21 protein-coding genes are annotated in these 25,004 nt (G+C 37.7%); 2 read left to right on the top strand and 19 right to left on the bottom strand.

Features of this window, described 5'->3' with window-relative positions:
- Positions 1–265: 265 nt before the first annotated feature.
- A complete protein-coding gene (locus NYE52_RS08730) occupies positions 266–532 on the bottom strand; it encodes a hypothetical protein (protein WP_341192716.1) in 267 nt (88 codons plus the stop codon).
- Positions 533–951: 419 nt separating this feature from the next.
- Between NYE52_RS08730 and NYE52_RS08725 the strand changes: the two genes are divergently transcribed.
- Positions 952–2,244, top strand: coding sequence for an IS110 family transposase (locus NYE52_RS08725; RefSeq protein WP_341192715.1), 1,293 nt, complete (start codon positions 952–954; stop codon positions 2,242–2,244).
- 647 nt (positions 2,245–2,891) lie between these two features.
- Here the strand turns inward: NYE52_RS08725 and ftsY are convergent.
- From ftsY to NYE52_RS08660, 13 genes are all read right to left on the bottom strand, one after another.
- Positions 2,892–3,881, bottom strand: coding sequence for a signal recognition particle-docking protein FtsY (gene ftsY / locus NYE52_RS08720; protein ID WP_341192714.1), 990 nt, complete (start codon positions 3,879–3,881; stop codon positions 2,892–2,894).
- Positions 3,882–4,255: 374 nt separating this feature from the next.
- The gene (gene smc, locus NYE52_RS08715) at positions 4,256–7,825 is read right to left on the bottom strand and encodes a chromosome segregation protein SMC (RefSeq protein ID WP_341192713.1); all 3,570 of its coding nucleotides are present in this window, start codon (positions 7,823–7,825) and stop codon (positions 4,256–4,258) included.
- A gap of 66 nt (positions 7,826–7,891) precedes the next feature.
- Complete coding sequence (gene rnc, locus NYE52_RS08710) at positions 7,892–8,632, bottom strand: ribonuclease III (RefSeq protein ID WP_341192712.1); 741 nt, start codon at positions 8,630–8,632, stop codon at positions 7,892–7,894.
- A gap of 430 nt (positions 8,633–9,062) precedes the next feature.
- The gene (locus NYE52_RS08705) at positions 9,063–9,293 is read right to left on the bottom strand and encodes an acyl carrier protein (RefSeq protein ID WP_016201082.1); all 231 of its coding nucleotides are present in this window, start codon (positions 9,291–9,293) and stop codon (positions 9,063–9,065) included.
- A gap of 116 nt (positions 9,294–9,409) precedes the next feature.
- The gene (gene fabG / locus NYE52_RS08700) at positions 9,410–10,153 is read right to left on the bottom strand and encodes a 3-oxoacyl-[acyl-carrier-protein] reductase (protein WP_341192711.1); all 744 of its coding nucleotides are present in this window, start codon (positions 10,151–10,153) and stop codon (positions 9,410–9,412) included.
- Positions 10,154–11,098, bottom strand: coding sequence for an ACP S-malonyltransferase (gene fabD / locus NYE52_RS08695; RefSeq protein WP_341192710.1), 945 nt, complete (start codon positions 11,096–11,098; stop codon positions 10,154–10,156).
- Between the two features lie 57 nt (positions 11,099–11,155).
- Positions 11,156–12,145 (bottom strand): phosphate acyltransferase PlsX, encoded by a 990-nt coding sequence (gene plsX, locus NYE52_RS08690; RefSeq protein ID WP_341195141.1) that lies wholly within the window; start codon positions 12,143–12,145, stop codon positions 11,156–11,158.
- A gap of 16 nt (positions 12,146–12,161) precedes the next feature.
- On the bottom strand, positions 12,162–12,725 hold the full coding sequence (gene fapR, locus NYE52_RS08685) for a transcription factor FapR (protein ID WP_341192709.1): 564 nt from the start codon (positions 12,723–12,725) through the stop codon (positions 12,162–12,164).
- Between the two features lie 318 nt (positions 12,726–13,043).
- On the bottom strand, positions 13,044–15,092 hold the full coding sequence (recG, locus tag NYE52_RS08680) for an ATP-dependent DNA helicase RecG (protein ID WP_341192708.1): 2,049 nt from the start codon (positions 15,090–15,092) through the stop codon (positions 13,044–13,046).
- A complete protein-coding gene (sdaAA, locus tag NYE52_RS08675; protein ID WP_341192707.1) occupies positions 15,089–15,976 on the bottom strand; it encodes an L-serine ammonia-lyase, iron-sulfur-dependent, subunit alpha in 888 nt (295 codons plus the stop codon). The genes recG and sdaAA overlap by 4 nt, the downstream gene beginning before the upstream one ends.
- Before the next feature lie 16 nt (positions 15,977–15,992).
- Complete coding sequence (sdaAB, locus tag NYE52_RS08670) at positions 15,993–16,655, bottom strand: L-serine ammonia-lyase, iron-sulfur-dependent subunit beta (protein WP_341192706.1); 663 nt, start codon at positions 16,653–16,655, stop codon at positions 15,993–15,995.
- An 854-nt stretch (positions 16,656–17,509) separates the two neighbouring features.
- A complete protein-coding gene (locus tag NYE52_RS08665; RefSeq protein ID WP_341192705.1) occupies positions 17,510–19,189 on the bottom strand; it encodes a DAK2 domain-containing protein in 1,680 nt (559 codons plus the stop codon).
- 16 nt (positions 19,190–19,205) lie between these two features.
- Positions 19,206–19,568: an Asp23/Gls24 family envelope stress response protein gene (locus tag NYE52_RS08660; protein WP_341192704.1), complete on the bottom strand. Its 363-nt coding sequence runs from the start codon at positions 19,566–19,568 to the stop codon at positions 19,206–19,208.
- Between the two features lie 371 nt (positions 19,569–19,939).
- Between NYE52_RS08660 and rpmB the strand changes: the two genes are divergently transcribed.
- The gene (gene rpmB / locus NYE52_RS08655; protein WP_016201071.1) at positions 19,940–20,128 is read left to right on the top strand and encodes a 50S ribosomal protein L28; all 189 of its coding nucleotides are present in this window, start codon (positions 19,940–19,942) and stop codon (positions 20,126–20,128) included.
- Positions 20,129–20,280: 152 nt separating this feature from the next.
- Here rpmB and spoVM read toward each other — a convergent pair whose 3' ends face one another.
- The 5 genes from spoVM to NYE52_RS08630 form a co-directional block, all read right to left on the bottom strand.
- Positions 20,281–20,361 (bottom strand): stage V sporulation protein SpoVM, encoded by an 81-nt coding sequence (gene spoVM, locus NYE52_RS08650; RefSeq protein ID WP_016201070.1) that lies wholly within the window; start codon positions 20,359–20,361, stop codon positions 20,281–20,283.
- An 89-nt stretch (positions 20,362–20,450) separates the two neighbouring features.
- Positions 20,451–21,095 carry a thiamine diphosphokinase gene (locus NYE52_RS08645; protein ID WP_341192703.1) on the bottom strand — a complete coding sequence of 215 codons (645 nt, stop codon included), beginning with the start codon at positions 21,093–21,095 and terminating at the stop codon, positions 20,451–20,453.
- A 167-nt stretch (positions 21,096–21,262) separates the two neighbouring features.
- Complete coding sequence (rsgA, locus tag NYE52_RS08640; protein ID WP_341192702.1) at positions 21,263–22,144, bottom strand: ribosome small subunit-dependent GTPase A; 882 nt, start codon at positions 22,142–22,144, stop codon at positions 21,263–21,265.
- Between the two features lie 104 nt (positions 22,145–22,248).
- On the bottom strand, positions 22,249–24,249 hold the full coding sequence (pknB, locus tag NYE52_RS08635) for a Stk1 family PASTA domain-containing Ser/Thr kinase (protein WP_341192701.1): 2,001 nt from the start codon (positions 24,247–24,249) through the stop codon (positions 22,249–22,251).
- Complete coding sequence (locus NYE52_RS08630; protein ID WP_341192700.1) at positions 24,246–25,004, bottom strand: Stp1/IreP family PP2C-type Ser/Thr phosphatase; 759 nt, start codon at positions 25,002–25,004, stop codon at positions 24,246–24,248. The genes pknB and NYE52_RS08630 overlap by 4 nt, the downstream gene beginning before the upstream one ends.

The following is a 25,004-nucleotide window of genomic DNA, read 5'->3' as shown; positions in this document are numbered from 1 at the left end:
GTGTATATTCGTTATTGATTTTGGTTACTTCGGACGAATTGCTAGCAAAAGCATCCTTTATAATCAAACAAAAATCTAATTTATATATCTTCTAGCCATTATATCAGCCAATTTTGCTCTCTTATCAGCCAAAAAATTTATTTTATCAGCCAATCTGGATCTCTTATCAGCCAAAAATTTATTTTATCAGCCAATCTCGCTCTCTTATCAGCCAAAAAATTTATTTTATCAGCCAATCTCGCCCTCTTATCAGCCAAACCAAAAACTAATGAATATGAAATAAAATTAGAATACTAGCCGGAATCGCTATTAAAAGCGCGCCGATTATTTTCATGCGCATGCCTGATAAACTACTTAGAAATAGATTTTCTTCTTCTAAAGTAAGCAGATTTTCCCACTCTGCTTCCTCCATTTTTTTAGTTGGTAAGGAGTCTCCAAGTTGAACATAGGCATGATGCTCTACAAGATGCCCTTTTATCATTAAGGCAATTCCTCCAATAAGAACAAGTAAAACAACGCTTTGAATAATCAAACGTTTTCCCTCCGAAAAATAAAGTTATATGCTACTTTTTATTATTCTACTTATTCTTATTTTTATTACGCCTTTGCAAATATTTAACAATAATTAACAAAGCTAGTACATAAGTATAATGCCCATCTATAAAAACACACAATCTCTCATTTAATTGGTAGGCTGTTTCACTAAAGTTGGTCTTACCGATTGGCTGTTTTCGTAAAGTTTGTTGCTATGAGCCGCAGCCTGAATACACTCCGCTTTCCGTGGGGCTCGCGCTGAGCCGCTTCGGCCCTTGGCCTGCAGGGTCTCAGGCTGTCTCGCTAATCCCACAGGAGCATTCCTGTGAGGTTAGTTTTAGGGGCTTGCATAAAAAAAGATCCTCCGATATGATGCATGTATCAACGCCAATCAATACGCATCAAGGAGAATCTACTATGAATAATAATCGTAATCAACGAATAAATCAAGTCACTAATTCTACTCTTATCTTGGGCATTGATATAGCCAAAAGAACTCATTATGCTTGTGCAGTGGATGATAGAGGACGGGAATTAAGTAAATCATTCTCCGTCCAACAGTCTAATCAAGGCTTTCAACAATTTTATATTCACTTACATCAATTGTTGAAAAAACATCAAAAAAAGGATCTTTTGATTGGTTTTGAACCTACTGGTCATTATTGGATGAATCTCGCTGCATTTCTTGCCTCCAAAGGCATTCGTTACGTCATTGTCAATCCCTTACATGTAAAACGATCGAAGGAATTGGATGACAATCTCCAAACTAAGAATGATAAGAAAGATGCGAGAGTTATTGCCAAATTAATCACAAACGGCTATTTTAGTCACATTCGCAAGCTGGAAGGAATAGAAGCAGAACTTAGACAAGGATCTTCTATTCGGGGGAGTGTGAAGAAAGAAATAGCGAAAGTAAAAAACCAGATCATTCGATGGACAGACCGGTATTTCCCTGAATTTCATACTGCTTTTAAAGAGTTAGGAAAGAATGCCTGTGCGGTGTTAAAACAGACGCCTTTACCAGTAGACTTAGTAGGACGGGAAGTAGAAGAGTTGATCACTTTCTACCGAGATAAAGAACATCTTGCCTATCCAGCAAGACCCAAAATAGCCAAGTTAATAAAGGCTGCAGAACAATCCATCGGCTTAAAAGAAGGCGTTGAAATGGCACGAATGGAAATTGTTATGTTGATACAAAAATATGAACTATATACAAATCAGTTAGAAATAGTGAATCAAGAGTTAAAAGAAATGGTGGAAAACCTAGCAGAATTCCACTATCTCTTATCGGTTCCAGGTATTGGGGAAGAGACAGTGATTGATTTACTGTCAGAAGTAGGATCTCTCCAGAACTATCAACATCCACGCCAGCTCATAAAATTAGCGGGATTAACATTACGAGATAATTCTTCTGGAGAGTATATTGGTCGAAAAAGTCTTTCAAAGCGAGGAAGAAGAAAGCTACGATCTCTTCTCTATCGGGCAGTACTACCTTTAATCCGAAACAATAAGGTCTTTCACGATTTATATCAATATTATATTACTAGGACAAATAATCCACTAAAGAAAAAAGAGGCACTTGTTATACTCTGTAGTAAACTATTGAAAGTTTTTCATGGGTTAAGTCACCATAAAGTTTTATTTGATGGAGAACGGATGAGAAAGGATCTTTCCGTACTCCAACCCAAACTTATCCAAGGTAGAGCTTAATTAAACAGTTATTCACAAGATGACACAATAGCTGGCTTATAAAAAGACATACGACTTAGAGTCCATACAGGAGCAGAATGCCAGCCTCTACCTTATGATGAGACCAAACGAAGGAATGTAAGCGCGCGACGCTAAGAGACATGGGAGGGTACGTTCTCATAAGAATAGTAGAGACCAAAGTGCATCGAATAATGTACATTTGTTAATTAATTCCTATTGACTCTAGCGTAGCGTCCTCTTATTTTCCAGTTATTTAAAATAATGGGCAAAACCACCTGTGATAAGTCTGAAATAAGTTTAAAAAAAATTTTTTATTTCACAAATAATCAACTACAAACGTTGGTATATCAACTTTTCCGGAGGGAGTCTATGTGTATTCAGGCTGCTCAGATTTCCTCATTAATTGATTTTTTCTATTGAGAAAGCAACAATCTTTTAAAAAACAGCCTACCGATTTAACAAAGCGATGGAAACGAATTAGTTTTTATATTTGACTATATGTAAAATCATAAATATTCAGGATGGAAAAGTAGCCTTTATTGAATAAAATTAAAAACCCGAACATCTCCATATAGAAAATCTCGTATGGTTGTTCGGGTTTGTCTATGGCTAAAACACTTATGTCCCAGCCACTTCCATATTCTCTTTTACTCTTCGCTTTCCTCTACCAATGTAGAAAACAAGCCATATACATATCTCTCTGGATCGAAGCTCTGTAGATCGTCCATTTTTTCTCCTAAACCAACAAATTTCACCGGAATATGTAGTTCATTACGGATTGCTAGTACAATTCCACCCTTTGCTGTACCATCTAACTTCGTTAAAACAATTCCACTTACATTTGTCGTTTCTTTAAACGTCTTTGCCTGTACTAATGCATTTTGTCCAGTTGTTGCATCTAATACAAGCAGAACTTCGTGAGGAGCTCCAGGAACTTCTCGTTCGATAACTCGTTTAACTTTTTCTAATTCCTTCATTAAATTCACTTTGTTCTGCAGTCTTCCCGCCGTATCGCAAAGAAGAATATCTGCATCACGAGATTTCGCAGCCTGTACTGCATCGAACATAACCGCTGCTGGGTCAGAGCCTTCTGAATGTTTAATGACATCTACTCCAACACGCTCTCCCCATACTTCTAATTGTTCAATAGCTCCAGCGCGGAAAGTATCGCCAGCAGCAAGTAATACCTTTTTGCCTTCTTCTTTATACTTGTGAGCAAGCTTACCAATTGTCGTAGTTTTCCCTACTCCATTTACTCCTACAAAAAGAATGACGGTTAAGCCGTCTGCTTGCATATTAATCGTAGAAGATTCCTCTTCCCCGTTCTGATAAATAGCAACTAGCTTCTCTGAAATAACATCTTGGACTTCTTTTGGATCTTGGATGTTTTTTCTTTTTACTTCATTTTTCAGCTCATCAATTAGCTCCATAACTGTTTCAAAGCCAACATCTGCACCTATAAGAATTTCTTCCAGCTCTTCAAAGAAATCTTCGTCGACTTTACGATAACGAGAAACGAGATCATTGACCTTGTCTGAAAAATTATTTCTTGTTTTTGATAATCCTTCTTTAAACTTCTCGGTTACCGTACTCGTCTGCTGAGACATTTTTTCTTTTAACTTTTTAAAAAAACTCATTATTTATCCCTTCTTTCCTTTAGGTTTTTTTTAAAGTTTATTGCTATGCCCCGCAGCCTTAAATACACTTCGTTTTCCATAGGGCGAGCGCCAAGTCTACTCATTCCTGCGGGGTCTCGGACTTTCTCTCAGCTCCCAAAAGAGTCTTTCGTGTATTCAGGCTTCTCCATATTTTACTTAATTTATTTTTCCTATAAAAAAAGCAACAATCTTTTAGAAACAGCGTTCAGTTAAAAATACTGGTTATGTAAGTTTCATTTCTATTAATGGTGAGCATTAAATCTCCCAAGGCTAATTACTAGGCTTAACTGCCAGAGCAATTAGCCTTGGAACTTATAAACTATTAACTACATTTAGCAGCTAGCCAAAAAGGATTATGCATTTGCTACTAACTCATTCGTTTCACTTAAACGGACGGAAACGAGCTTGGATACGCCGGATTCTTGCATTGTTACCCCATAAAGAACATCTGCTTCTTCCATCGTTCCTTTACGATGGGTAATAACAATAAACTGTGTTTCATGGCTGTATCGTTTTAAGTAGGAGCTGAATCGGAATACATTTGCTTCATCTAATGCTGCTTCGACCTCGTCCAAGATACAGAAAGGAACTGGTCTTACTTTTAGAATGGAGAATAATAAGGCGATAGCTGTTAACGCTCTTTCTCCACCAGATAACAGACTTAAATTCTGCAGCTTTTTCCCTGGAGGTTGGGCAACAATCTCTACTCCTGTATTTAAGAGATCTTCCGGATTTGTTAAAACTAAATCTGCGCTTCCTCCACCAAATAAGCTTTGAAAGACGGTTTCAAAATGAGCTTTTATCCCTTCAAAGGTTTGTTCAAAGCGATTCTTCATTTCTTCGTCCATTTCATCAATTACTTGATAAAGTGTATCTTTTGCTTCTTCTAAATCCATTTTTTGCTCTAAGAGGAACTCATATCTTTCAGAAATTCGCTCATATTCCTCAATGGCACCAAGATTGACTGTCCCTAGCTCTTCCATTGCTAATTTAATCAGCTTTACCTTTTTACGAGCCTCTTCTACTTCTAGCGTTAAAGGATATTCTAGCTTTGCTCCTTCATACGTTAGTAAGTATTCCTCTCGCAAATTAGTTAATCGTGTATCTAGCTCTACGTCAACACGATTCAATTTTACTTCTTCATCCTTTAGAGACTGAACAATTCCTCTGTGAAGTCTGCGTTGCTCCTTCGTTTCAAGCTCCAGCTCTTCCAATTGCATTTGTTTTTGCAATCTTTCCTCTCGACGTAAAGAGATAAGCTGGATAGTTTCTTGCTTTTCATGCTGTTTATGATCCGCTGCTTCTTCTAGCGTCGCCTCTCCAGAATGAGAATTACTCATTTCTGAAGAAAGCAAGCGAAGATCTTCACTGACAAGCTTCCATTTTTCTGCTGTTGTTTCGTGTTCATGCAGAATTGTCGCAAGCTTATCCTTTTCATGTCTAAGCTGCTCCTTCTTTGCCGCAGACTGAATCCGTAGATCGCTAATTGTGTTCACTACCGATTCCTTAGAAACGGTTTGTTTATTCTTTTGCTCTGTTAATAAGGCAATCTCCTTATCCAATTCTGTAAGCTTTTTATTCTGCAGATCCAGTTCTTTTTGCAAATCAATTCGTCGCTTTAACAGTAGCTCTTGTTCTTGATGAGAATCAGCCTTATTACGGTCATATAGCGACAATTTATCATTCATCGCTCTTTCTTCAAATTCAACCTCTTTTAAATCGTCTTTCCACGTTTGAATTTGAAAACGAAGATCCTCGACTTTTAATCGCGCTTCTTCCATCGATGATTCTTCTGCTTGTAATGCCGCTTTTCCTTTTTTCAACTGTTCCTCAAGCTTAAGGGACGTTTTGTCCATTTCAAAAATCTTTTTCTTCAGCTCTTCTAATTCACCTTTTCTAGTGATGATAGAAGCTTGCTTTTGCTTAATTGCTCCACCAGTCATGGAACCACCTGGGTTCACAATCTCCCCATCTAACGTAACAAAACGGGAGCGATACTGAACGATTTTCGCCATTTCATTGGCACCCTTTAAGTCCTTGGTAATAATGACATTTCCAAGTAAACTGCGCATGATTTCACTATATTGACTGTCATAACTAATTAAATCTGCTGCAATGCCAACAAAGGCAGGATGCCCTTGAATTAATCGCAATTGCGAATCGGCAAGCGTTTTCCCTTTAATAACATTCATCGGTAAAAAAGTAGCTCGTCCAAAGCCATTTTTCTTTAAAAACGCAATGGCTTCACGACCATTCTGCTCTGTTTCCACAACAATATGCTGCATCGATCCACCTAAAGCAATTTCTAAGCTAACACTATATTCCTTTGGAACATGCATCAATTCAGCAACTGCTCCTCTAATACCATGTAAAGACTTGCCTCTTGCTTTAAGAACCTCTTTAACCCCTTGGAAAAATCCAGAATAGTCCTCTTCCAGTTCTTCGAGCATTTCTTTTCTCGATTTTGCCTGTTGAGCAAACTGGTAGGATTGATAAAGAGATTTTTCAATCTGCTGAACCTTTGCTTCTATTCCTGCAAAATGGCTTTGTTTTTCTTTCCAAGCTGTCGACCATTTCTCTAGTTCGTCAGAAAGCTCTTTTAGCTTAACTGTAATCCCTGTCTTCTTTTCCTGAATTCGTACTCGCTCATTCGTAAAATTAACATTTTCCTCATCAAGCTGAGATGTTCTTTTTTCCTGATTCGACAATTGATGAATAACAGAATTCAGTTCGTTTTTAGATGCCGCTTGGTTACTAACTATATCAATATAATCACTTTTTAACATTTCAATTTTTTCTTCTAAATTCTCATTAAATAGAGCTAGATTTTTCTCGTTAACCTTTAATGTATCTTCAATCTCTTTTGATTCAGCTTGCAATTGGTGTACAAGCTTTTGTTGTGTTTCTTTTTGCGAAACTAGCGCTGCTACTCTTTCCTGTAATTCCACTTTACTTTTTTCAAGCTGATCGCGGTTTTGGGTAGCATTCTTTTTTCTTTCTTTTAATACTTCTTTTCTACCTTCTAGCTTCTCTAGTTCTTCACTCACTAAAAGAAGAACCTGCTGTAGATCATCAATTGATTCATCTAAAGCTGCTACCTCATTTTTCACTTCTTCCATCTTTGCTTCTTTACTTTGCAGCATGGAAGATAGCTTTAACTCTTCTTGTTTATTGGCCTCTAGCTGTTTCGAGATTGCTTCAAACCGCTCATGAGCTTCCTCGATATCATGAACCATTAGAGCTACTTCAATCGATTCAAGATTTTCTCGATGATGCAAATATTCCTTTGCCATGGAGCTTTGAATCTTTAATGGCTCAACCTGACTTTCTAATTCATGTAAGATGTCATTTACACGATTAAGATTGTCTTGTGTTTCGACAAGCTTTCCTTCTGCCTTTTTCTTACGGGTCTTGTATTTTAATACCCCTGCCGCTTCTTCAAATATAGACCTACGATCCTCTGCCTTACTATTTAAAATTTCCTCGACTTTCCCCTGGCTAATGATTGAAAAAGCCTCTCGTCCCAGTCCAGAATCCATAAATAGATCAACAATATCCTTCAAGCGACAAGACTGTTTATTGATTAAAAAGTCACTTTCTCCTGAACGATACACTCGTCTGGTTACACTCACTTCATGGTAATCCAACGGCAGAAAATGATCCTCATTCTCTAACGTTAATGTTACTTCCGCAAAGTTGACTGCTTTTCTGGAGTCACTCCCTGAAAAAATAACATCCTCCATCTTGCTTCCACGCAATGATTTAGCTGACTGTTCGCCAAGTACCCAGCGAATTGCATCTGTAATATTACTTTTCCCACTTCCGTTGGGGCCAACCACTGCCGTTACACCTGGCACAAAATCGACAGAAATTCGATCCGCAAATGACTTAAATCCGATAATATCTAACCGTTTTAAGAACATACCCTCACCCCGATTCTTCCTCGTTTCTCTAGTTGCATTATTCCTATCTGTGTCATGTTAAATCCCTTATTTATCACTGTCCGCCTTTAACATTAATAATGATTTCTGAGCTGCTTGCTGCTCTGCTTCTTTTTTCGAACGTCCCATACCTGTTCCAAGCTCTCTATTATTTAAAAAGACTTGTGAAATAAATTCTCGATTATGAGCTGGTCCTTTTTCAAGAAGTATTTTATACTCAATTGTTCCAACAGCATCTCTTTGAACATATTCTTGTAGTTGGCTTTTAAAATCCATCACATGAGAAAAAGCACCGTTATTTATTTTCGGAAAAATAACTTCTTCTAAAAATGCTACCACCGAATCTAATCCTTGATCTAAATATAGGGCACCGATAAACGCTTCAAACACATCAGCAAGTAGCGCTGGTCTCGTTCTTCCCCCAGTCATTTCCTCTCCTTTTCCTAATAGCACATAATTGCCAAAGGAAAGCTCATTAGCAAATGAAACCAATGATGGTTCACAAACAATTGCAGCTCGCAATTTGGTTAGTTCTCCTTCACTCATCATTGGAAATTTCTTAAAGAGAAATTTAGAAACCGTTAATTCTAAAACGGCATCACCAAGAAATTCTAATCTTTCATTGTCTTCATGTGGTTTTCTTCGATGCTCATTCACATATGATGAATGGGTAAAAGCCTGCTTCAATAGTTTTTCGTCAGTAAAATGAATCCCTATTTTATCTTGTAGTTCCTTCATTTTTTTTTCATTTGGTCGAACGGTTCTTTTGTCTTTTCGATTGCCTCGCATTTTGCCTCCACCTTAGCACTAAGTTTACAATTCATTTCAAGTTTAAGTAAAAAAGATAAAAAACGCAAAGAAACTTGGAAAGTTTTTTCTCTCCAAGCCTTTTCTAATACAGAAATCGGGCTACCACTAGGGGGCTAACCCCACTTCACATAAGAAAAACTATTTCTATCCATTTTTCGCGCGCCTTTGCGCTTATTTAACTACTTTTGAACAGCATGCAATTTGTCTGTTCTGTCTACCTTAACTCTACCTATAGACTATAGGCATTTAGTTATTAGTATACATCAAACAAACGGAAATTGTCATCTAATCTTAGGACTATTATCATCAAGTTTGCGATAACTTTTCCCTGCAGTTGTAGTTTTCGTTTAAATAACCGCTACTATACAAAATTAAAAGCCCCGGGGTTAGCGGAGCTTTTAAACATTGACTAGCGATTACTTATGTAGTTCACAGCATCACCTACTGTAGAAATCTTTTCAGCATCGTCGTCAGAAATTTCCATATCGAACTCATCTTCTAATTCCATAACAAGTTCAACTACGTCAAGAGAATCAGCGCCTAAATCATCTTTGAAAGAAGCTTCTAGAGTAACCTCTGATTCTTCCACACCAAGACGATCTACAACGATTTTTGTTACACGCTCTAATACATCTGCCATTTATTTCACCTCCCCTCAAATGCATTATAGAGTATTTTAAAGAAATAATAAATGAGAACTTTATCTAATCTTTATTCTCCTACTATTTCCACTAGTTCCCTTTCTTTGAGGAAACATTACATATACATTCCACCATCAATGTGCAATGTTTGACCAGTAATATAACTGCTTTCATCAGAAGCTAAAAAGACTACTGCATTCGCAATGTCTTCTGGGCTTCCGAATTGTCCTAGAGGAATTTGCGTAAGCATACTATTTTTCACTTCGTCTGTTAGTTTATCCGTCATATCTGTTGTGATAAATCCAGGCGCGATTGCATTTACAGTAATATTACGCTGTGCAAGCTCTTTTGCAGTCGTTTTTGTAAAACCAATGACACCTGCTTTTGCAGCAACATAATTGGCTTGTCCTGGGTTTCCTGTCACACCAACAATGGAAGTAATGTTAATAATTCTTCCTTTTCTTTGCTTCATCATTGGTCTTGTGACAGCTTTCGTGCAAAGGAAAACACCTTTTAGATTCGTATTAATAACGTCATCCCATTCGGAATCTTTCATACGCATTAGTAAATTATCTCTTGTGATTCCAGCGTTATTTACCAAAATATCAATGCTGCCAAATGCTTCTAAAGCCTCTTTCATCATCGCATTTACAGATTCACTATCGGAAACATCACATTGAATACTCATTGCTTTTCTACCTAGAGATTCAATTTCCTTTACTACTTCATTCGCTCGATCTACACTACCTGCATAGTTAACGACAACGTCCGCACCTTGCTTCGCTAACTCAATCGCAATCGATTTCCCAATCCCACGAGATGCTCCAGTGACAACAGCCACTTTACCAGCTAATTTCACTTACATATCCCCCTTTAATTCTTCTGCAACCTTTTTACTTGTTTCTATATCGTTCACAGCATACACTTTTACTTTGCGATCAATTTTTTTAATTAACCCAGAAAGGACTTTCCCTGGTCCAATCTCGATAAATGTATCTACCCCTAAGTAAAGCATTTTGCGAACGGAATCTTCCCATAGAACAGAAGAATATAATTGTTCGACTAGCTTTGTTTTAATTTCTTCTTTTGCCTGAATCGGCGTTGCTGTTACATTGGCAATGACAGGGATTTTTGCATCTGCTATTTCCAAGCCATCCAATACAGTAGCAAATTTCTTTGCAGCTGGTTTCATAAGAGCAGAATGGAAAGGACCGCTTACTTCAAGTGGGATAGCACGCTTAGCTCCTGCTTCCTTCGCTTTTTCCCCAGCTAATTCTACACCCTTTGTTGTACCTGAGATAACAATTTGTCCTGGACAATTAAGATTAGCTAGCTGCACAGAATCACCCGCATCCGTGACTTCTCTTGTCACAGCAGTCAATAATTCTCTGTCTAAACCAAGAACAGCTGCCATCGCTCCTTCCCCAGCTGGAACGGCCTCTTGCATATATTCCCCACGCTTACGAACCGCATACACAGCATCTTCAAAAGATAGTACACCTGCTGCTACTAACGCAGAATATTCGCCAAGGCTATGGCCAGCTACAAAATCAGCTTCTATATTATTTTGTTTAAAGTGCTCATAAATTGCCATACTTGTTGTGAGTAATGCTGGCTGTGTATTATGTGTAAGCGTTAGCTCTTCCTTTGGTCCTTCAAAAATTAATTTCGATAAGGAAACATCCAATTTTTGATCAGCTACTTTAAACACATTCGCTGCCGGTTCAAATTGTTCAAATAAATCCTTTCCCATTCCTACTACTTGTGAGCCTTGTCCTGGAAAAACAAAAGCAATTTTAGCCATTCGTTTCTACTCTCCTTCTTTCCATTCGAGTTCTGCGTCCTGCAGTTTCATTAACGTTTATTCTGCCTGATGCTCCATTGCATCCTTAATCTGAGTTACAACACCTGATTGCACAAACTCTCTTGTTTGCCTAATTGCGCTAAAGATCGCCTGACTATCAGATGAACCATGTGCCTTAATAACTGGGGCATTTAAGCCAAATAAAGCTGCTCCCCCATACTCTGAGTAATCCAACTTATTTTTGATTTGTTTTAAATTCGGCTTTAAAACAGCAGCAGCCATTTTTGAAGTAAAGCTACTCATTAGCTCTGTCTTAATCATTTTAAACATCGACATTGCTGTACCTTCAACCGTTTTTAAAATCATATTACCAGTAAATCCGTCTGTAACAGCAACATCACATACTCCATCAAGCAAATCACGTGCTTCTATATTTCCGATGAAATGGATATTTGTGTTTTGAAGAAGTTCAAAGGTTTTTTTCGTTAATTCCGTCCCCTTTTTCTCTTCTGTCCCAATATTCAATAAGCCAACTCTTGGTTTAGCAATTCCTCTAACCTTCTCAGAATAAATACTTCCCATCATTGCGTATTGAACTAAGTTTTCTGGTTTGGCGTCTACATTTGCACCGACATCTAGTAAAAGAAAGCCTTCTCCACCAATTGTCGGTAAAGTTGGAGCTAATGCTGGACGGTCTATTCCTTCCATTCTTCCAACTACAAATAATCCAGTTGCCATTAAAGCACCTGTATTCCCTGCTGAGATAAAGGCATCTGCTCTATTTTCTTTCACTTCTGTTGCACCAAGAACCATACTAGCTGTTTTTTTTCTACGTACTGCTCTTACTGGCTCATCTGTTGCTAAAATTTGCTCTTCTGTATGTAAAATTTCGATTCGTTCTTTATTCGTAAGAAAAGCTTGAATCTTATTTTCATCTCCCACTAGGAGTATTTCTAAATCTGAAAAAGCTTCTATTGCTTTTTGAGCACCAATTACTATTTCTTTTGGGGCATTGTCTCCGCCCATCGCATCGATTGCAATTTTCATCATAACGATTGCTCCTTTATTTTTTGGCACGGTACATATCAAATTCGCCTTTAAAGACTAGCTCCGTGTTCACGTAACTATTAACCTCTACCGTTGTTCTTCCCGTTATACTATCTATATGACTTACTTTTGCTTTTGCAATAATTCGTTCACCTAATTTTACCGATCTTGTGAAATGAATATTCGCCTTAGCAGTAAGTGCAAGTTCATCATTTATGAGGGCTACCGCAAGAGAATTAGCCTGTGCAAAGAGATGATGTCCCCTTGCTATGCCATTTCTTTTAAAGACATGCTCTTGTTGTACTTCAAAGATAGATATAGCTGAATTATCTAATTCCATATCGATTATTTCGCCAATTACTTCTTCAATAGGCAATGCTTTCACTTCGTCTTCAAGTGATTGTTTGGCGACATTTTTTATTCGCTCTCGAAGCTCTGGAATGGATAATTCTAACCTATCTAGTCTTATTGTCTGTACACTAACAGAGAATTTTTCCGCCAATTCCTCGTCTGTAATAAAAGGAGTTTCTTTAATTGTCTCCACTAAAAGCTGCTGCCGATCTCGTTTATTTCTTTTCATCTATTAACACCACCGCACTATTAAGACTAGGTACTAATAGTAGTATATAATTTATGTAGTTGGAATGCAAGCCGAAGTTTTTGCAAACGGCTGGTGAAGATTTTAGAAATACTATACGGAGTGATACCCATTGATTTCCGCAGGGCGAGCACCGAGCCGCCTTTGCAGAGACTCGGACTTTCTCGCATTTCCCGTAGAAGGAAAATATATCCGTTCCAATCAACTCAATGTAAGTTGAATTTTCCATTTCATAAATAACAGAATTCGTTAAAATATTTCAACAAAACCGTTTGTTATTTACTGGGAAATATTGTTCTGTTAATCTAGTTTTTCACCGTTTAAGACACCTGTTTCTTTAAGTGTATCTCTTAGTGCTTTGTAGTCATCGTTTTGCCAGAATGCTGTTGATTCGATTAAAATAGTTGCATCATTTCGAGCAGTTTCTAATATGCGGTAATCGTGGACCATATCGCCCATTTTGAATTCAGGCAGGCCACTTTGTTTTTTTCCGAAGAAGTCTCCTGGCCCTCTTAATTCTAAGTCTTTTTCACTTAGGACGAAGCCGTCGCTTGTTTCCGTCATGATTTTCATTCTTTCTTTTCCTACATCTGTTTTCGGATCTGCGATTAACACGCAATACGACTGAGCATCCCCTCGACCAACTCTTCCTCTAAGCTGATGTAATTGGGATAATCCGAATCGCTCTGCATCGTATACGAGCATAAATGTCGCATTCGGTACGTTTACACCAACTTCAACAACCGTTGTACTTACAAGGACTTGAATGTCATTTTGACTGAACTGCTTCATCATTTGATCCTTCTCATCTGCATGGAGCTTCCCGTGCATCAATCCAACATTGTATCTTCCTTGGAAAAAGGTGGACAGCATCGCATGGACATCAATAGCATTTTGGACATCTAGCTTTTCCGATTCCTCAATTAACGGACAAATAACATAGGCTTGTCTTCCTTGATGGAGTTCTTTTTCCATAAACTGCAGGATTCTTGTTAACATATCATGCTTTACCCAATAGGTTTCAATGTTTTTGCGCCCTGCTGGCATTTCATCAATAATACTGACATCCATCTCTCCAAAGACCGTAATAGCAAGTGTTCTTGGAATTGGGGTTGCTGTCATAAACAGAACATCGGGGTTTTCCCCTTTTTCTCGAAGTACTCTTCTTTGCTCTACTCCAAAGCGATGTTGTTCGTCTGTGATTACTAACCCTAATGATTGGAATTCAACGTCATCTTGAATCAACGCATGTGTGCCTATTAAAATATCTATCTTTCCTTCTTTTAACTGGGCTAGTAATTCTTTTCGTTTTTTTCCCTTAACAGAGCTTGTTAACAAGCCACAAGTTACCCCAAATTCGGTAAAGATACTATGCAAGGAATCCGCATGCTGCTCTGCGAGAATTTCCGTCGGTGCCATTAATGCACCTTGATGCCCCGAAAGAATGGAAGCATATAGGACTATTGCCGCTACAATTGTTTTTCCAGATCCAACATCCCCTTGTAGCAAGCGATTCATTCGAACATCTGCTTTCATATCCGTTAAAATTTCATTTACCACTCTTTTTTGAGCATTCGTTAACGGAAAAGGTAGCCCTTCTATGAATGTTGTTAATTTCCCAAGAGAATAACGCTGGCTTTTACCACCTGAATGTTCTCTTTCGTATTTTCTTAGTGCACTCATCTTTAGTTGGAATAAGAGAAATTCCTCATATACAAACCTTCTTCTTGCTTGGGTAAGGTCTTCTCTTTTTTCAGGAAAATGGATAATTTGCAATGCTTCCTGCCTTGGAAGAAGTCGATATTTCGTTAGCATGGAAGCAGGAAAATTCTCTTCAATTAAGTGTGCATATTGACTTAATGCAGACGAAATATATTTCCGTAGATTTTTGACGGTCATATTCCCCTTAACCGCATAAACTGGTTCAAATAAATGTCCCTTTTGGTTACTGCCAATTTGCAAGTGATTTGCTGTTATTGTTTGACGATGCTGATCCCATTTTCCGGTTACAGTAATCAATTCTTGGACAGCTAATTTACTTTTAAGATATGGCTGATTAAAAAATACGACTGTAATTAAATATTGTTCTACCAATAATTTTATCGTTAAACGAGATTTCTTTCTTCCATGAAAAATAAGGGATGGTTCGCTATGAACCTTCCCTTCTACCGTCACTTTTTCTTCATGCTTTATTTCTTCGAGGTTTTTCAGACGATAATCCTCATAGCGATAAGGAAAATATTCTAGCAAATCATTTATTGTGTATATATTCATTTCTTCTAATTGTTTTTTCGTTTCGGTTCCAACGCCTTTTATATTATCAACAGATACTTGTAAGGATTCATTCACTTATTAGCGGCAGCGGCACTACCAAAGATTTCAGCTTCCAGTCTACGACCAGTCGGTGTTGCTGCCAACCCTCCCCGTGCTGTTTCTTTAAGTGCTGTCGGCATTGCCTGACCGATACGATACATGCTATCAATAACTTCATCACAAGGGATGCGGCTTTTAATCCCTGCAAGCGCCATATCTGCTGCAATCATCGCATTTGCTGCTCCCATTGCGTTTCGCTTCACACATGGAACTTCGACTAGCCCCGCAACAGGATCACATACAAGTCCTAGCATATTCTTTAATGTGATTGCCATAGCATGTGCGGATTGTTCTGGTGTTCCCCCCGCCATTTCTACAATCGCAGCTGCAGCCATTCCAGCAGCGGATCCTACTTCTGCTTGACATCCACCTGCTGCACCAGAGATAGATGCATTATTCGCTACCACAAATCCAAATGCTCCAGAAGTGAATAGGAATGCAATCATTTGCTCTCTTGTAGGATTCAGCTTATTTTGTACAGCAAATAGCGTACCAGGTACAACCCCTGCTGATCCCGCTGTTGGAGTTGCGCAAATCATCCCCATAGCAGCATTTACTTCATTTGTTGCAACTGCTTTACTTACTGCATCTAAGATAATTTCTCCAGAAAGAAATTGTCCTTTTTTAATATAATTTTGAAGTAACACAGCGTCGCCACCAGTTAATCCTGAATGGGATACAACTCCGTTTAACCCTCTTTCAACCGCTTGCTCCATTACCTGCAGATTCGTTTCCATCTGGGCGATAATTACTTCTCTTGTTTTTCCAGTTACTTGCATTTCTTGTTCAATCATAATTTCGGAAATCGGTAAATTTCTAGTTGTTGCTATCTCTACCAATTCTGCTACATTACGAAACATATTTACCCCTCCCTCTTTATTCCACAATCGTTGTTACTTTTTCGATTGAATCCAATTGTTCGAGCTCTTTTAAAATTGGTTCTTCTATATTTTGATCGACTTCAATTGTCATTAAAGCCAATTTCCCTTTTTCTTTACGGCTTACTTCCATATGGCCGATATTTATTTCATATTTAGCCAATACATTTGCAACCTTCGCAATCGCCCCAAAGCGATCATTATGGACAACCAATATTGCAGGATGATGACCAGAGAGCTTTAGCTTAAATCCATTAAGCTCTGTTATTTCTATTTTTCCGCCACCAATAGAAATTCCGACTAGCTCCATTTCTCCCTTTTCATCGCCTAATTGAATTTTAGCTGTATTTGGATGCTCTGGAATGGCTTCTTCTATATTAAATTTCACTTGAATTCCATGCTGCTCTGCGATTTCTAAGGACTGTTTAATACGTTCATCAAATGTATCGAAATCAAGGATTCCTCCAATAATCGCCACATCTGTTCCATGACCCTTATATGTTTCAGCGAACGAACCATAAAAATGAATATTAACCCATTTCGGTTCTCTTTCAAAAAGATTTCGGGCCACTCTTCCAATTCGCGCAGCACCAGCTGTATGAGAACTAGATGGACCAATCATAACCGGACCAATAATATCAAAAACGCTTTTATATTTCATGGATTTTTCTCCCCTTAAATACTCTAATATCAAATGAAGAGTCTTTCAGCATTACCTTATTTAAATTCATTACACTATATAATATCATACTATATTAATATATGGTTCTAATTCTTATCGTTCTATTTATTTTGATAATTGGAACGTTATAGTTGTTGTGTTTGTTGATTGATATGGGACAATTATATAGTGCGATTTTGTTTGCTTTGTGGATCTTGGCGGGGAATTCCTCTGTTACTTTGTGCGACCTTTTCTTGACTGAACGGGCTTAGAGGTTGCTTCTCTGTTACCTTGTGCGACCTTTTCTTGACTGAATGGGCTTAGAGACTCCTTCTCTGTTACCTTATACGACCTATTCTTGACTGAATGGGCTTAGAGACTCCTTCTCTGTTACCTTGTGCGACCTTTTCTTGACTGAGCGGGCTTAGAGGCTGCTTCTCTGTTACCTTATACGACCTTTTCTTGACTGAGCGGGCTTAGAGGCTGCTTCTCTGTTACCTTATACGACCTATTCTTGACTGAGCGGGCTTAGAGACTCCTTCTCTGTTACCTTATACGACCTTTTCTTGACTGAATGGGCTTAGAGACTCCTTCTCTGTTACCTTGTACGACTTTTTCTTGAATAAACGGGCTTAGAGTCCTCTTCTCTGTTACCCCACGCGTCCTTTCCCTACCCAAACAGGCTCAGACATCGCTTCTCTATTTACCTTTTCATTCAGCCAATCACCTACAAAGTAACAGACTCCGTCCCCAGCTCTCTTCTTTCAAACAAAATTGCCCGACCGATCGTCACACCCCCAAACATACAAAAAAGGCATGCCTATACATACAGGCACACCTTTTTAACCTAATACTTATTCAATGGAAAAAATGAAGGAATAGAGTGGTTGTTTTCCGTTATGCACTTCTACTTCCACGTCTTCATAATTTTCTTCGATAAAGGATACAAGCGTTTCAACTTCTTCTTCCGTCGCTTCTTCCCCTTTGATTACTGTTACAATTTCAGAATCCTCATCAATCATGGACTTTAAAAGTTCCATTGCAGATTCTGTTTTATCTTTGCTTTTTACAACGATTTTACCTTCTGCTAGTCCCATAAAGTCGCCAGTTTCGATTTCCAGGCCATCAATGCTTGTATCTCTTACGGCATACGTAATTTGACCTGTCTTCACATGCTCAAGTGCGGCTTTCATATTCTTTTCATTTGTTTCTAAATCGCTAGAAGGATTGAAAGCAAGTAGGGCTGACATTCCTTGAGGTACCGTTTTAGAAGAAATAACAACAACCTCTTGTTCTAATACTTCTGCCGCTTGTTCTGCTGCCATAATAATATTTTTATTATTTGGCAAAATAAAGACCTTTTTCGCATTTATACGGTTTACTGCATTTACAATATCTTCTGTGCTCGGATTCATCGTTTGACCGCCCTCGATAACATAATGAGCACCGATGCTTCTGAATAAATCTGCAATGCCGCTTCCCATAGAAACTGTTACAATTCCATACTCTTTTTGTTCTTCCACAGAATGAGCAGTTGTTTCTTGATGGCCTTCCGCACCATCCACTAAACTACTATGTTGCTCACGCATATTTTCAATCTTCATTTTCACCAAGTTTCCGTATTTTTGACCAAATGTCAATACTTCACCTGGCTTATTAGAATGAATGTGAATTTTCACAATTTCATCATCTGCGATAACTAGTAAAGAATCGCCGTATTTACTTAAAGCCTGTCTAAAGTCATCTTCCGAAAACGGCTTGTTTCCTAATTTCTCCTGCTCTAAACGAACCATAAACTCTGTGCAATAGCCAAATTCAATATCCTCTGTATTGATATAGCTATGAACACTTTTATGATGCTCGGCATTTACTAATTCGTTCATAGAGACAACGTTTTGTACAGCGTCAGGAAGTTTTTCCCCTTTTAGTTCAGCAAGGAAGCCTTCGTATACGAATACTAGGCCTTGCCCACCACTGTCAACTACTCCAACTTCTTTTAATACAGGCAGAAGATCTGGCGTTCTATTTAATGAAGCTTTTGCTTCTTTTACTGTATCTTCCATGATAACAATAATGTCGTCATTTGTTTCTGCAGATTGAACCGCTTTCTTTGCTGCATCTTTAGCAACTGTTAGAATCGTTCCTTCCACAGGTTTCATTACTGCCTTATATGCTGTTTCCACACCGAATTGTAAAGCTTGTGCAAATTCATGACCAGTTATGGATTCCTTTTGCTCAATATGTTTGGAAAATCCACGAAATAATTGAGAAAGAATAACCCCTGAATTTCCTCTAGCTCCCATTAGTAAACCTCTTGATAATGAGGTTCCAACTTTACCGATATGTGATTGAATATTCTTTTGGACTTCCTTTGCACCTGAAGTCATCGATAAATTCATATTCGTCCCTGTATCTCCATCTGGTACTGGAAAAACATTTAACGCATCTACATATTTAGCATTAGAGGATAAATGGTTTGCACCTTGGATTACCATTTCGGCAAAACGCTTTCCTTCTAAAACTGTAATTGACACTGTGTTTCCTCCTCTACTACGGGTTCGTCACACGAACTCCCTGAACGTAAATATTAACCGAGTCAACGGCAAGTCCAACTGTCTTATTGAGTGTGTATTTAACTTTTGATTGAACATTGTGCGCAACCTCGGAGATTTTCGTTCCGTAACTTACAATGATATACATATCAATATGTACTTCTTCTTCAACTTTTCGAACGATTACACCACGTGTAAAGTTTTCTTTTCGCAAAATATCTGTTAAGCCGTCTTTAATTTGATTTTTCGACGCCATTCCAATAATACCGTAGCAGTCTACTGCTGCTCCACCTGCGATTGTCGCGATAACTTCTGTAGATATATCAATTTGTCCGAAATTCGTTTTTAGTTCAATGGACATGAGATTTCCCCCTTTGGAATTGCTCCTTGACTACTGACATTTTACTATAACCAATACTTTTTTGAAAGCTATAGTTAAAAAGCTTATTATTATTATATAACAAAACAATACTTCTATTAAAGCATTGGGATAAATTCAGAAAAAAGTTACTAATTTTACTATTCCCATAAAGAGTATGATTAAACGAACTAGTTTTGATGTCAAGGAAATTTTCTTGAAAGCTTTTAATCCAACTATTGCATTCATTTAAGTTGTATGATAAATTATTAAGGTATCTGTAACGAGGATTATTTAGCAGACTATAAGTAATTGCTATCTATGACTTTTCAAACTCATTTTAATGGGTTTCTGTAATAAGGAGGGAAATATACATGCCACGTAAATGTGTTATCACTGGAAGAAAAACAACTACAGGTAATGCTCGTTCCCATGCTATGAACGCTAACAAACGTACTTGGGGAGCTAACCTTCAAAAGGTTCGTATTTTAGTAGACGGTAAGCCTAAACGTGTTTGGGTATCTGCTAGAGCATTAAGATCTGGTAAAGTAGAACGCGTATAATCAGATCGCAATAAAAAAGGACATGTCACATGTCCTTTTTTATTTTGTCTTTCTTACCAACACTACAAGCAAACCATATAAGTACAAGTTTCGAAATTCCCTGCCTTTTCACTAAAGGTTGTCTTTACAAAAAAAATTCGCAGAATCTTTTGTTAGTCCTTCTTAAAGGTTCCTAACATTGCGCGGACAAGTCCTCCTAAAAATTTCGGCAATTTAATGGTATAAAATCTCATGAATACTGTCCCTCCTTAATCAATAAACATCGCTAGCACTTACATATCCTATTCAGATAAAACAAATTAGTACCATCATTAATCAAATTTTAATCACAACTTCTTATTACCATTAATATGCCTTCATCAAAGGAAAAAGTACCAGTTTCTCGAATTAGTTCATTACTAATGCATAATGTGCTGCTAGCAGGAAGATTTCTCCTTACTAAAGGGTATTTAAAACCTTCTAAAGTTAGACCTATAATCTTTGCACTAAAGGGGAAAAATGAAATATATTTGTATTCACTCCTCTTTTTCAAGGTATAAGATCCCGCTTGTACAACGGCTATGCTATTTTGTTTATCCATTATTTCCACTTCAATATTTTTATTATCTATTGCTTCTCTTAATAAGAGCTGAAGGTTAGCAAATGTATGATCAAGTCTTCCTCCTGTTGCACCGAATAGTCGAATGACTGTTGCTCCTTCTTTGATCGCCCATAGAAGTGCAAGCTCCATATCTGTTTCATCTTTTTCTGGCTTAAAACGTTTAATGATTCCTGTTTTTTCTTCTATTGTATGCAGTTCTTCTTCTGAAATGGAATCAAAATCGCCGAAAGCAGCATATATCGGCAAAGATTTTTCCATTAAATAAATTACCCCGCGATCCACTCCGATCCAGCAAACATCTTTCGGATAGCTGTCTACTTCAGGAATATATTGCTTTGGACCACCAGCCATAATATGTACAATCATTGTTCTCCTCCTCTGTTTTTCCTTCTATCTCTTTCTATACAAAAATGCAGACTCTTATATATAACCCTTTGTTTCCTTTGCTTGAATGGAAAGACTGCTAATCAAGCAATTACTACAAATAGCTATAGAAAGAATCTGCTTTTGTGGGACATTGAAAGTCAATTTACCTAGTATCTAGGTTTTCTATCTCTAATTTCTTGAAGGAAATCTTTATAATGCTCATAACGATAAGCTGGTATTTCATTGTTTTCGACCGCTTCTTTCACTGCGCATTTAGGTTCTGAAAGATGGAGACAGCCTCTAAATTTACAGTTTTCGCTCGTTTTTTCTATTTCAGGAAAACAATAATTCAAATCTTCTGCTTCGATTTCAAGAAATTCTAGAGAGCTAAAACCTGGTGTATCTGCGACAAGTCCGTCTCCGATTGAAATAAGCTCAACATGTCTTGTTGTATGCTTTCCTCTTCCTAAACTCGAGGAGATTTCATTTGTTTTTAAGTCTAAATCGGGTCTAATTACATTTAACAAGGAAGACTTCCCTACACCTGATTGTCCGGCAAATACTGAAATTTTATCCTTTAAATAAGGTAATAGCTGCTCTATCCCTGCTTCGGTTTCAGAAGAAGTTAATATGACAGGATAGCCAACAGCTTCGTATTGTGCTGCAAATTCCTTCATCTTTGATACTTCATCGCTATTCGCCAAATCCATTTTCGTAATACAAATTAGTGGATCAATTCTGTTGTATTCGATTAATACTAGAAAACGATCTAATAATGCGGTGCTAAAATCAGGCTCTACACTAGAGAAGACAAGAATGGCCTGATCGACATTTGCAATGGGTGGTCTTACTAGTTCATTTTTTCTTTCATTCACTTCAAGGATATACCCATCTGTTTCGTTTTCCGCCTGAAATACTACTTCGTCCCCTACTAAAGGAGTGATTTTATTTTTGCGGAAAACGCCTCTTCCCCGGCATTGTATTAATTGACCCTCACTTAATACATAGTAAAATCCACTTAATGCTTTAATGATTTTGCCTTTAGGCATACATATAACGCTCCTTACTACTTTTAGCCTTTAAAACATTTCTAATGTGTTCCTAAAAAGAAGCATTCCCTTATCTTTGCAATTCAAACCAATAGCCATTACCATCAATTTGGGTACGGAACTTCTTCATCGAGGATTACAACACTATCAATTTGCACACGATAATATCCTTTTTGCCCTTCTGGAATTTGCAGATAGATCGTTTTCTTCGTATTTTCGGTAATTGTAAACGTCTCAGCAGGTTCTGTCATGCTATTATTAAAATCACCAATATAAATTCTAACGGTTTGTTCTACCGGCTTTCCATCAGGAGTCATTTCTGTCGGTTCATACGGAATGGAAATTTCTTTCATGACTTCTTTTGGTTGTACTTCTTTCTTCCCTTTAGATAGAACAACGGAAATTTCTGCGCCTTTTTTCAAATTCGTTCTCGCTTCTGGAGATTGGGATAGGACTAGTCCCTTTTCAACTGTATCACTATATTCTTCGGAAAATGCTACCGTTAATCCAACATCGCTAACATAATCATTTACTTCTTTTTTCGTATAATCCGTCAAATCTTTAATACTAATTAGCTCTGCACCTTTACTGATTGTGAACTCTATTGATGTTTCACTCGGCACTACTTCCTCATTTGGATCAATACTTTGAGCTAGGATGGTTCCTGGTGGTTCGTTTTCATCAAACTCTTCCACTTTGTCGACATCTTTAAACCCCTCTAATAGTTTAACAACATCATCATAATTTCTACCTACATAATCACTTAAGACAACTGTCTCTTTTCCTAAGCTTTCATATAAAGTAATTTCTGTCCCTTCTCTTCTGGTACTACCTGCACTAGGACTTGTTTTAATAACATGACCTATTTCGATGTCTTCACTATTTAAGGTGATCGTGTCAGATACAACAAACCCTTTTTGTTCTAGCTCTTGTTTAGCTTTTTCCACCTCTAGATTAGTAACATCAGGAATTTCGATATCTTCTGGCTCCAATAAGTCTGGCAATACAAAAATTACTATTCCTATTAGTAAGATTAAGGCAATAAATGTTGAAATAATAATAGCAGCTATTTTCTTTCCTTTTTTCTTGCCCTTTTTCTTTTTTTCTTTCTTCTCGAGCTTTTTCGGTTCTTCCTTTACCTGTTGTTTCCCAGGCTCTTCTTTTTCATTTTTATGAACAATCGTTTCATCGAAATTTTTATACAAACCATCATTGGTGATGACAGGTATTGCTTTTGTTGCTTCATCATCAATCGGAATCGCAAATTTCGGTTCATCTATTCTTTCTATATCAAGAGCAGTGCGTAAATCATCTGACATTTCTTCCATGCTATTGTATCGATAAAAAGGATCCTTCGCGGTTGCTTTCAAAACAATATTTTCCACACTCTGTGGAATTCCTTCATTCCATCTTCTTACACTGGGGGTTTCTGACTGTAAATGCTTTAATGCAATCGAAACAGCAGATTCTCCTGAAAAAGGAAGTCTTCCTGTTAATAATTCGAACATCACAATCCCAAGGGAATAAATATCGGACTTTTTATTCGCCATTCCCCCACGCGCTTGCTCAGGAGATAAATAATGAACAGATCCTAACACAGAATTTGTTTGCGTAATACTTGTCGCACTCAAAGCCATCGCGATTCCGAAATCTGTCACTTTCACTTTCCCATCTTTATCTATTAAAATATTATGCGGTTTTATATCCCGGTGAATAATATGATTTTGATGGGCATGGGCGATTGCTGATGTGATTTGTTGCATAATTGCGATAACTGTCTCGACAGAAAGCGGCGAATTTTTATGTATATATTGTTTTAATGTATCGCCTTCCACATACTCCATGACAATATAATAGATGTCTCCTTCTTCCCCAACATCATAAATACTGACGATATTCGGATGTGCTAAGCTTGTTGCTGATTGTGCTTCTCGATGAAATCGTTTAATAAATTCTTCATCATTAACATAATCCAGTCTTAGCATTTTGACAGCTACATCCCGATCAAGAATCATATCATGCGCAAGATAGACGTTTGCCATTCCACCTCCGCCAATCATATCTAATACCTTATACCGACCACTTATTCTTTTCCCAATCATCATTGCTCGTCACCTGCTTGATGACCATCCCCATGCTCTAATATAACGACTGTAATATTATCTTCCCCGCCATTTCTATTAGCTGTTTCAATTAATGTAGAAGCTTTTTCTTCAAGCGTATGCTCTTTTTCAAGCACTTCTTTAATTTGTTGATCGGTTACTTTGTTTGATAAGCCATCGGAACAAATGAAAATAATGTCCCCTTCTTCAAACATAATCGTCATCACATCAATATCTAACTGAGCATCTGTTCCTAGTGCTCGTAAAACAACATTTTTCCGCGGATGGTGTTCTGCATCCTCTTTGGAAATTTGGCCCATTCGAACTAATTCATTTACTAAGGAATGATCTTCTGTAATTTGTTTAAAGCCATCTTCAGTATAAAGATAGCATCTGCTGTCCCCCACATGTGCAATCGTTGAAAAATTCTCTGTACTGATTACCCCAATAATGGTTGTTCCCATCCCTTCACATTCTGGATGGGTTGAAGCATAGTCGAAAACGTATTGGTTGACCTTTAATATATTCGTCTTCAACCAGTTTTCTGCGTCATCAGCAGTTTTTATCTCCTCAACCATTGTCCAAAGTTCTGTCAGTTTTTCAACAGTGAGCGAGCTTGCAACATCACCTGCACGGTGCCCGCCCATGCCATCTGCTACGATGGCAAGGCGTTGACCGCTTTTATTTCTAATAATTGCTCCACTATCCTCGTTATGTTGTCTAACTTTCCCCTTATCAGTCATAAAAATTTGACTCAA

Origin of the sequence: Niallia sp. FSL W8-0635, from assembly GCF_038007965.1 — a bacterium.
Lineage (GTDB): Bacteria > Bacillota > Bacilli > Bacillales > Cytobacillaceae > Niallia.
Note: the sequence above shows the minus strand (reverse complement) of the source record. Positions and strands in the feature narration are given on the sequence as shown.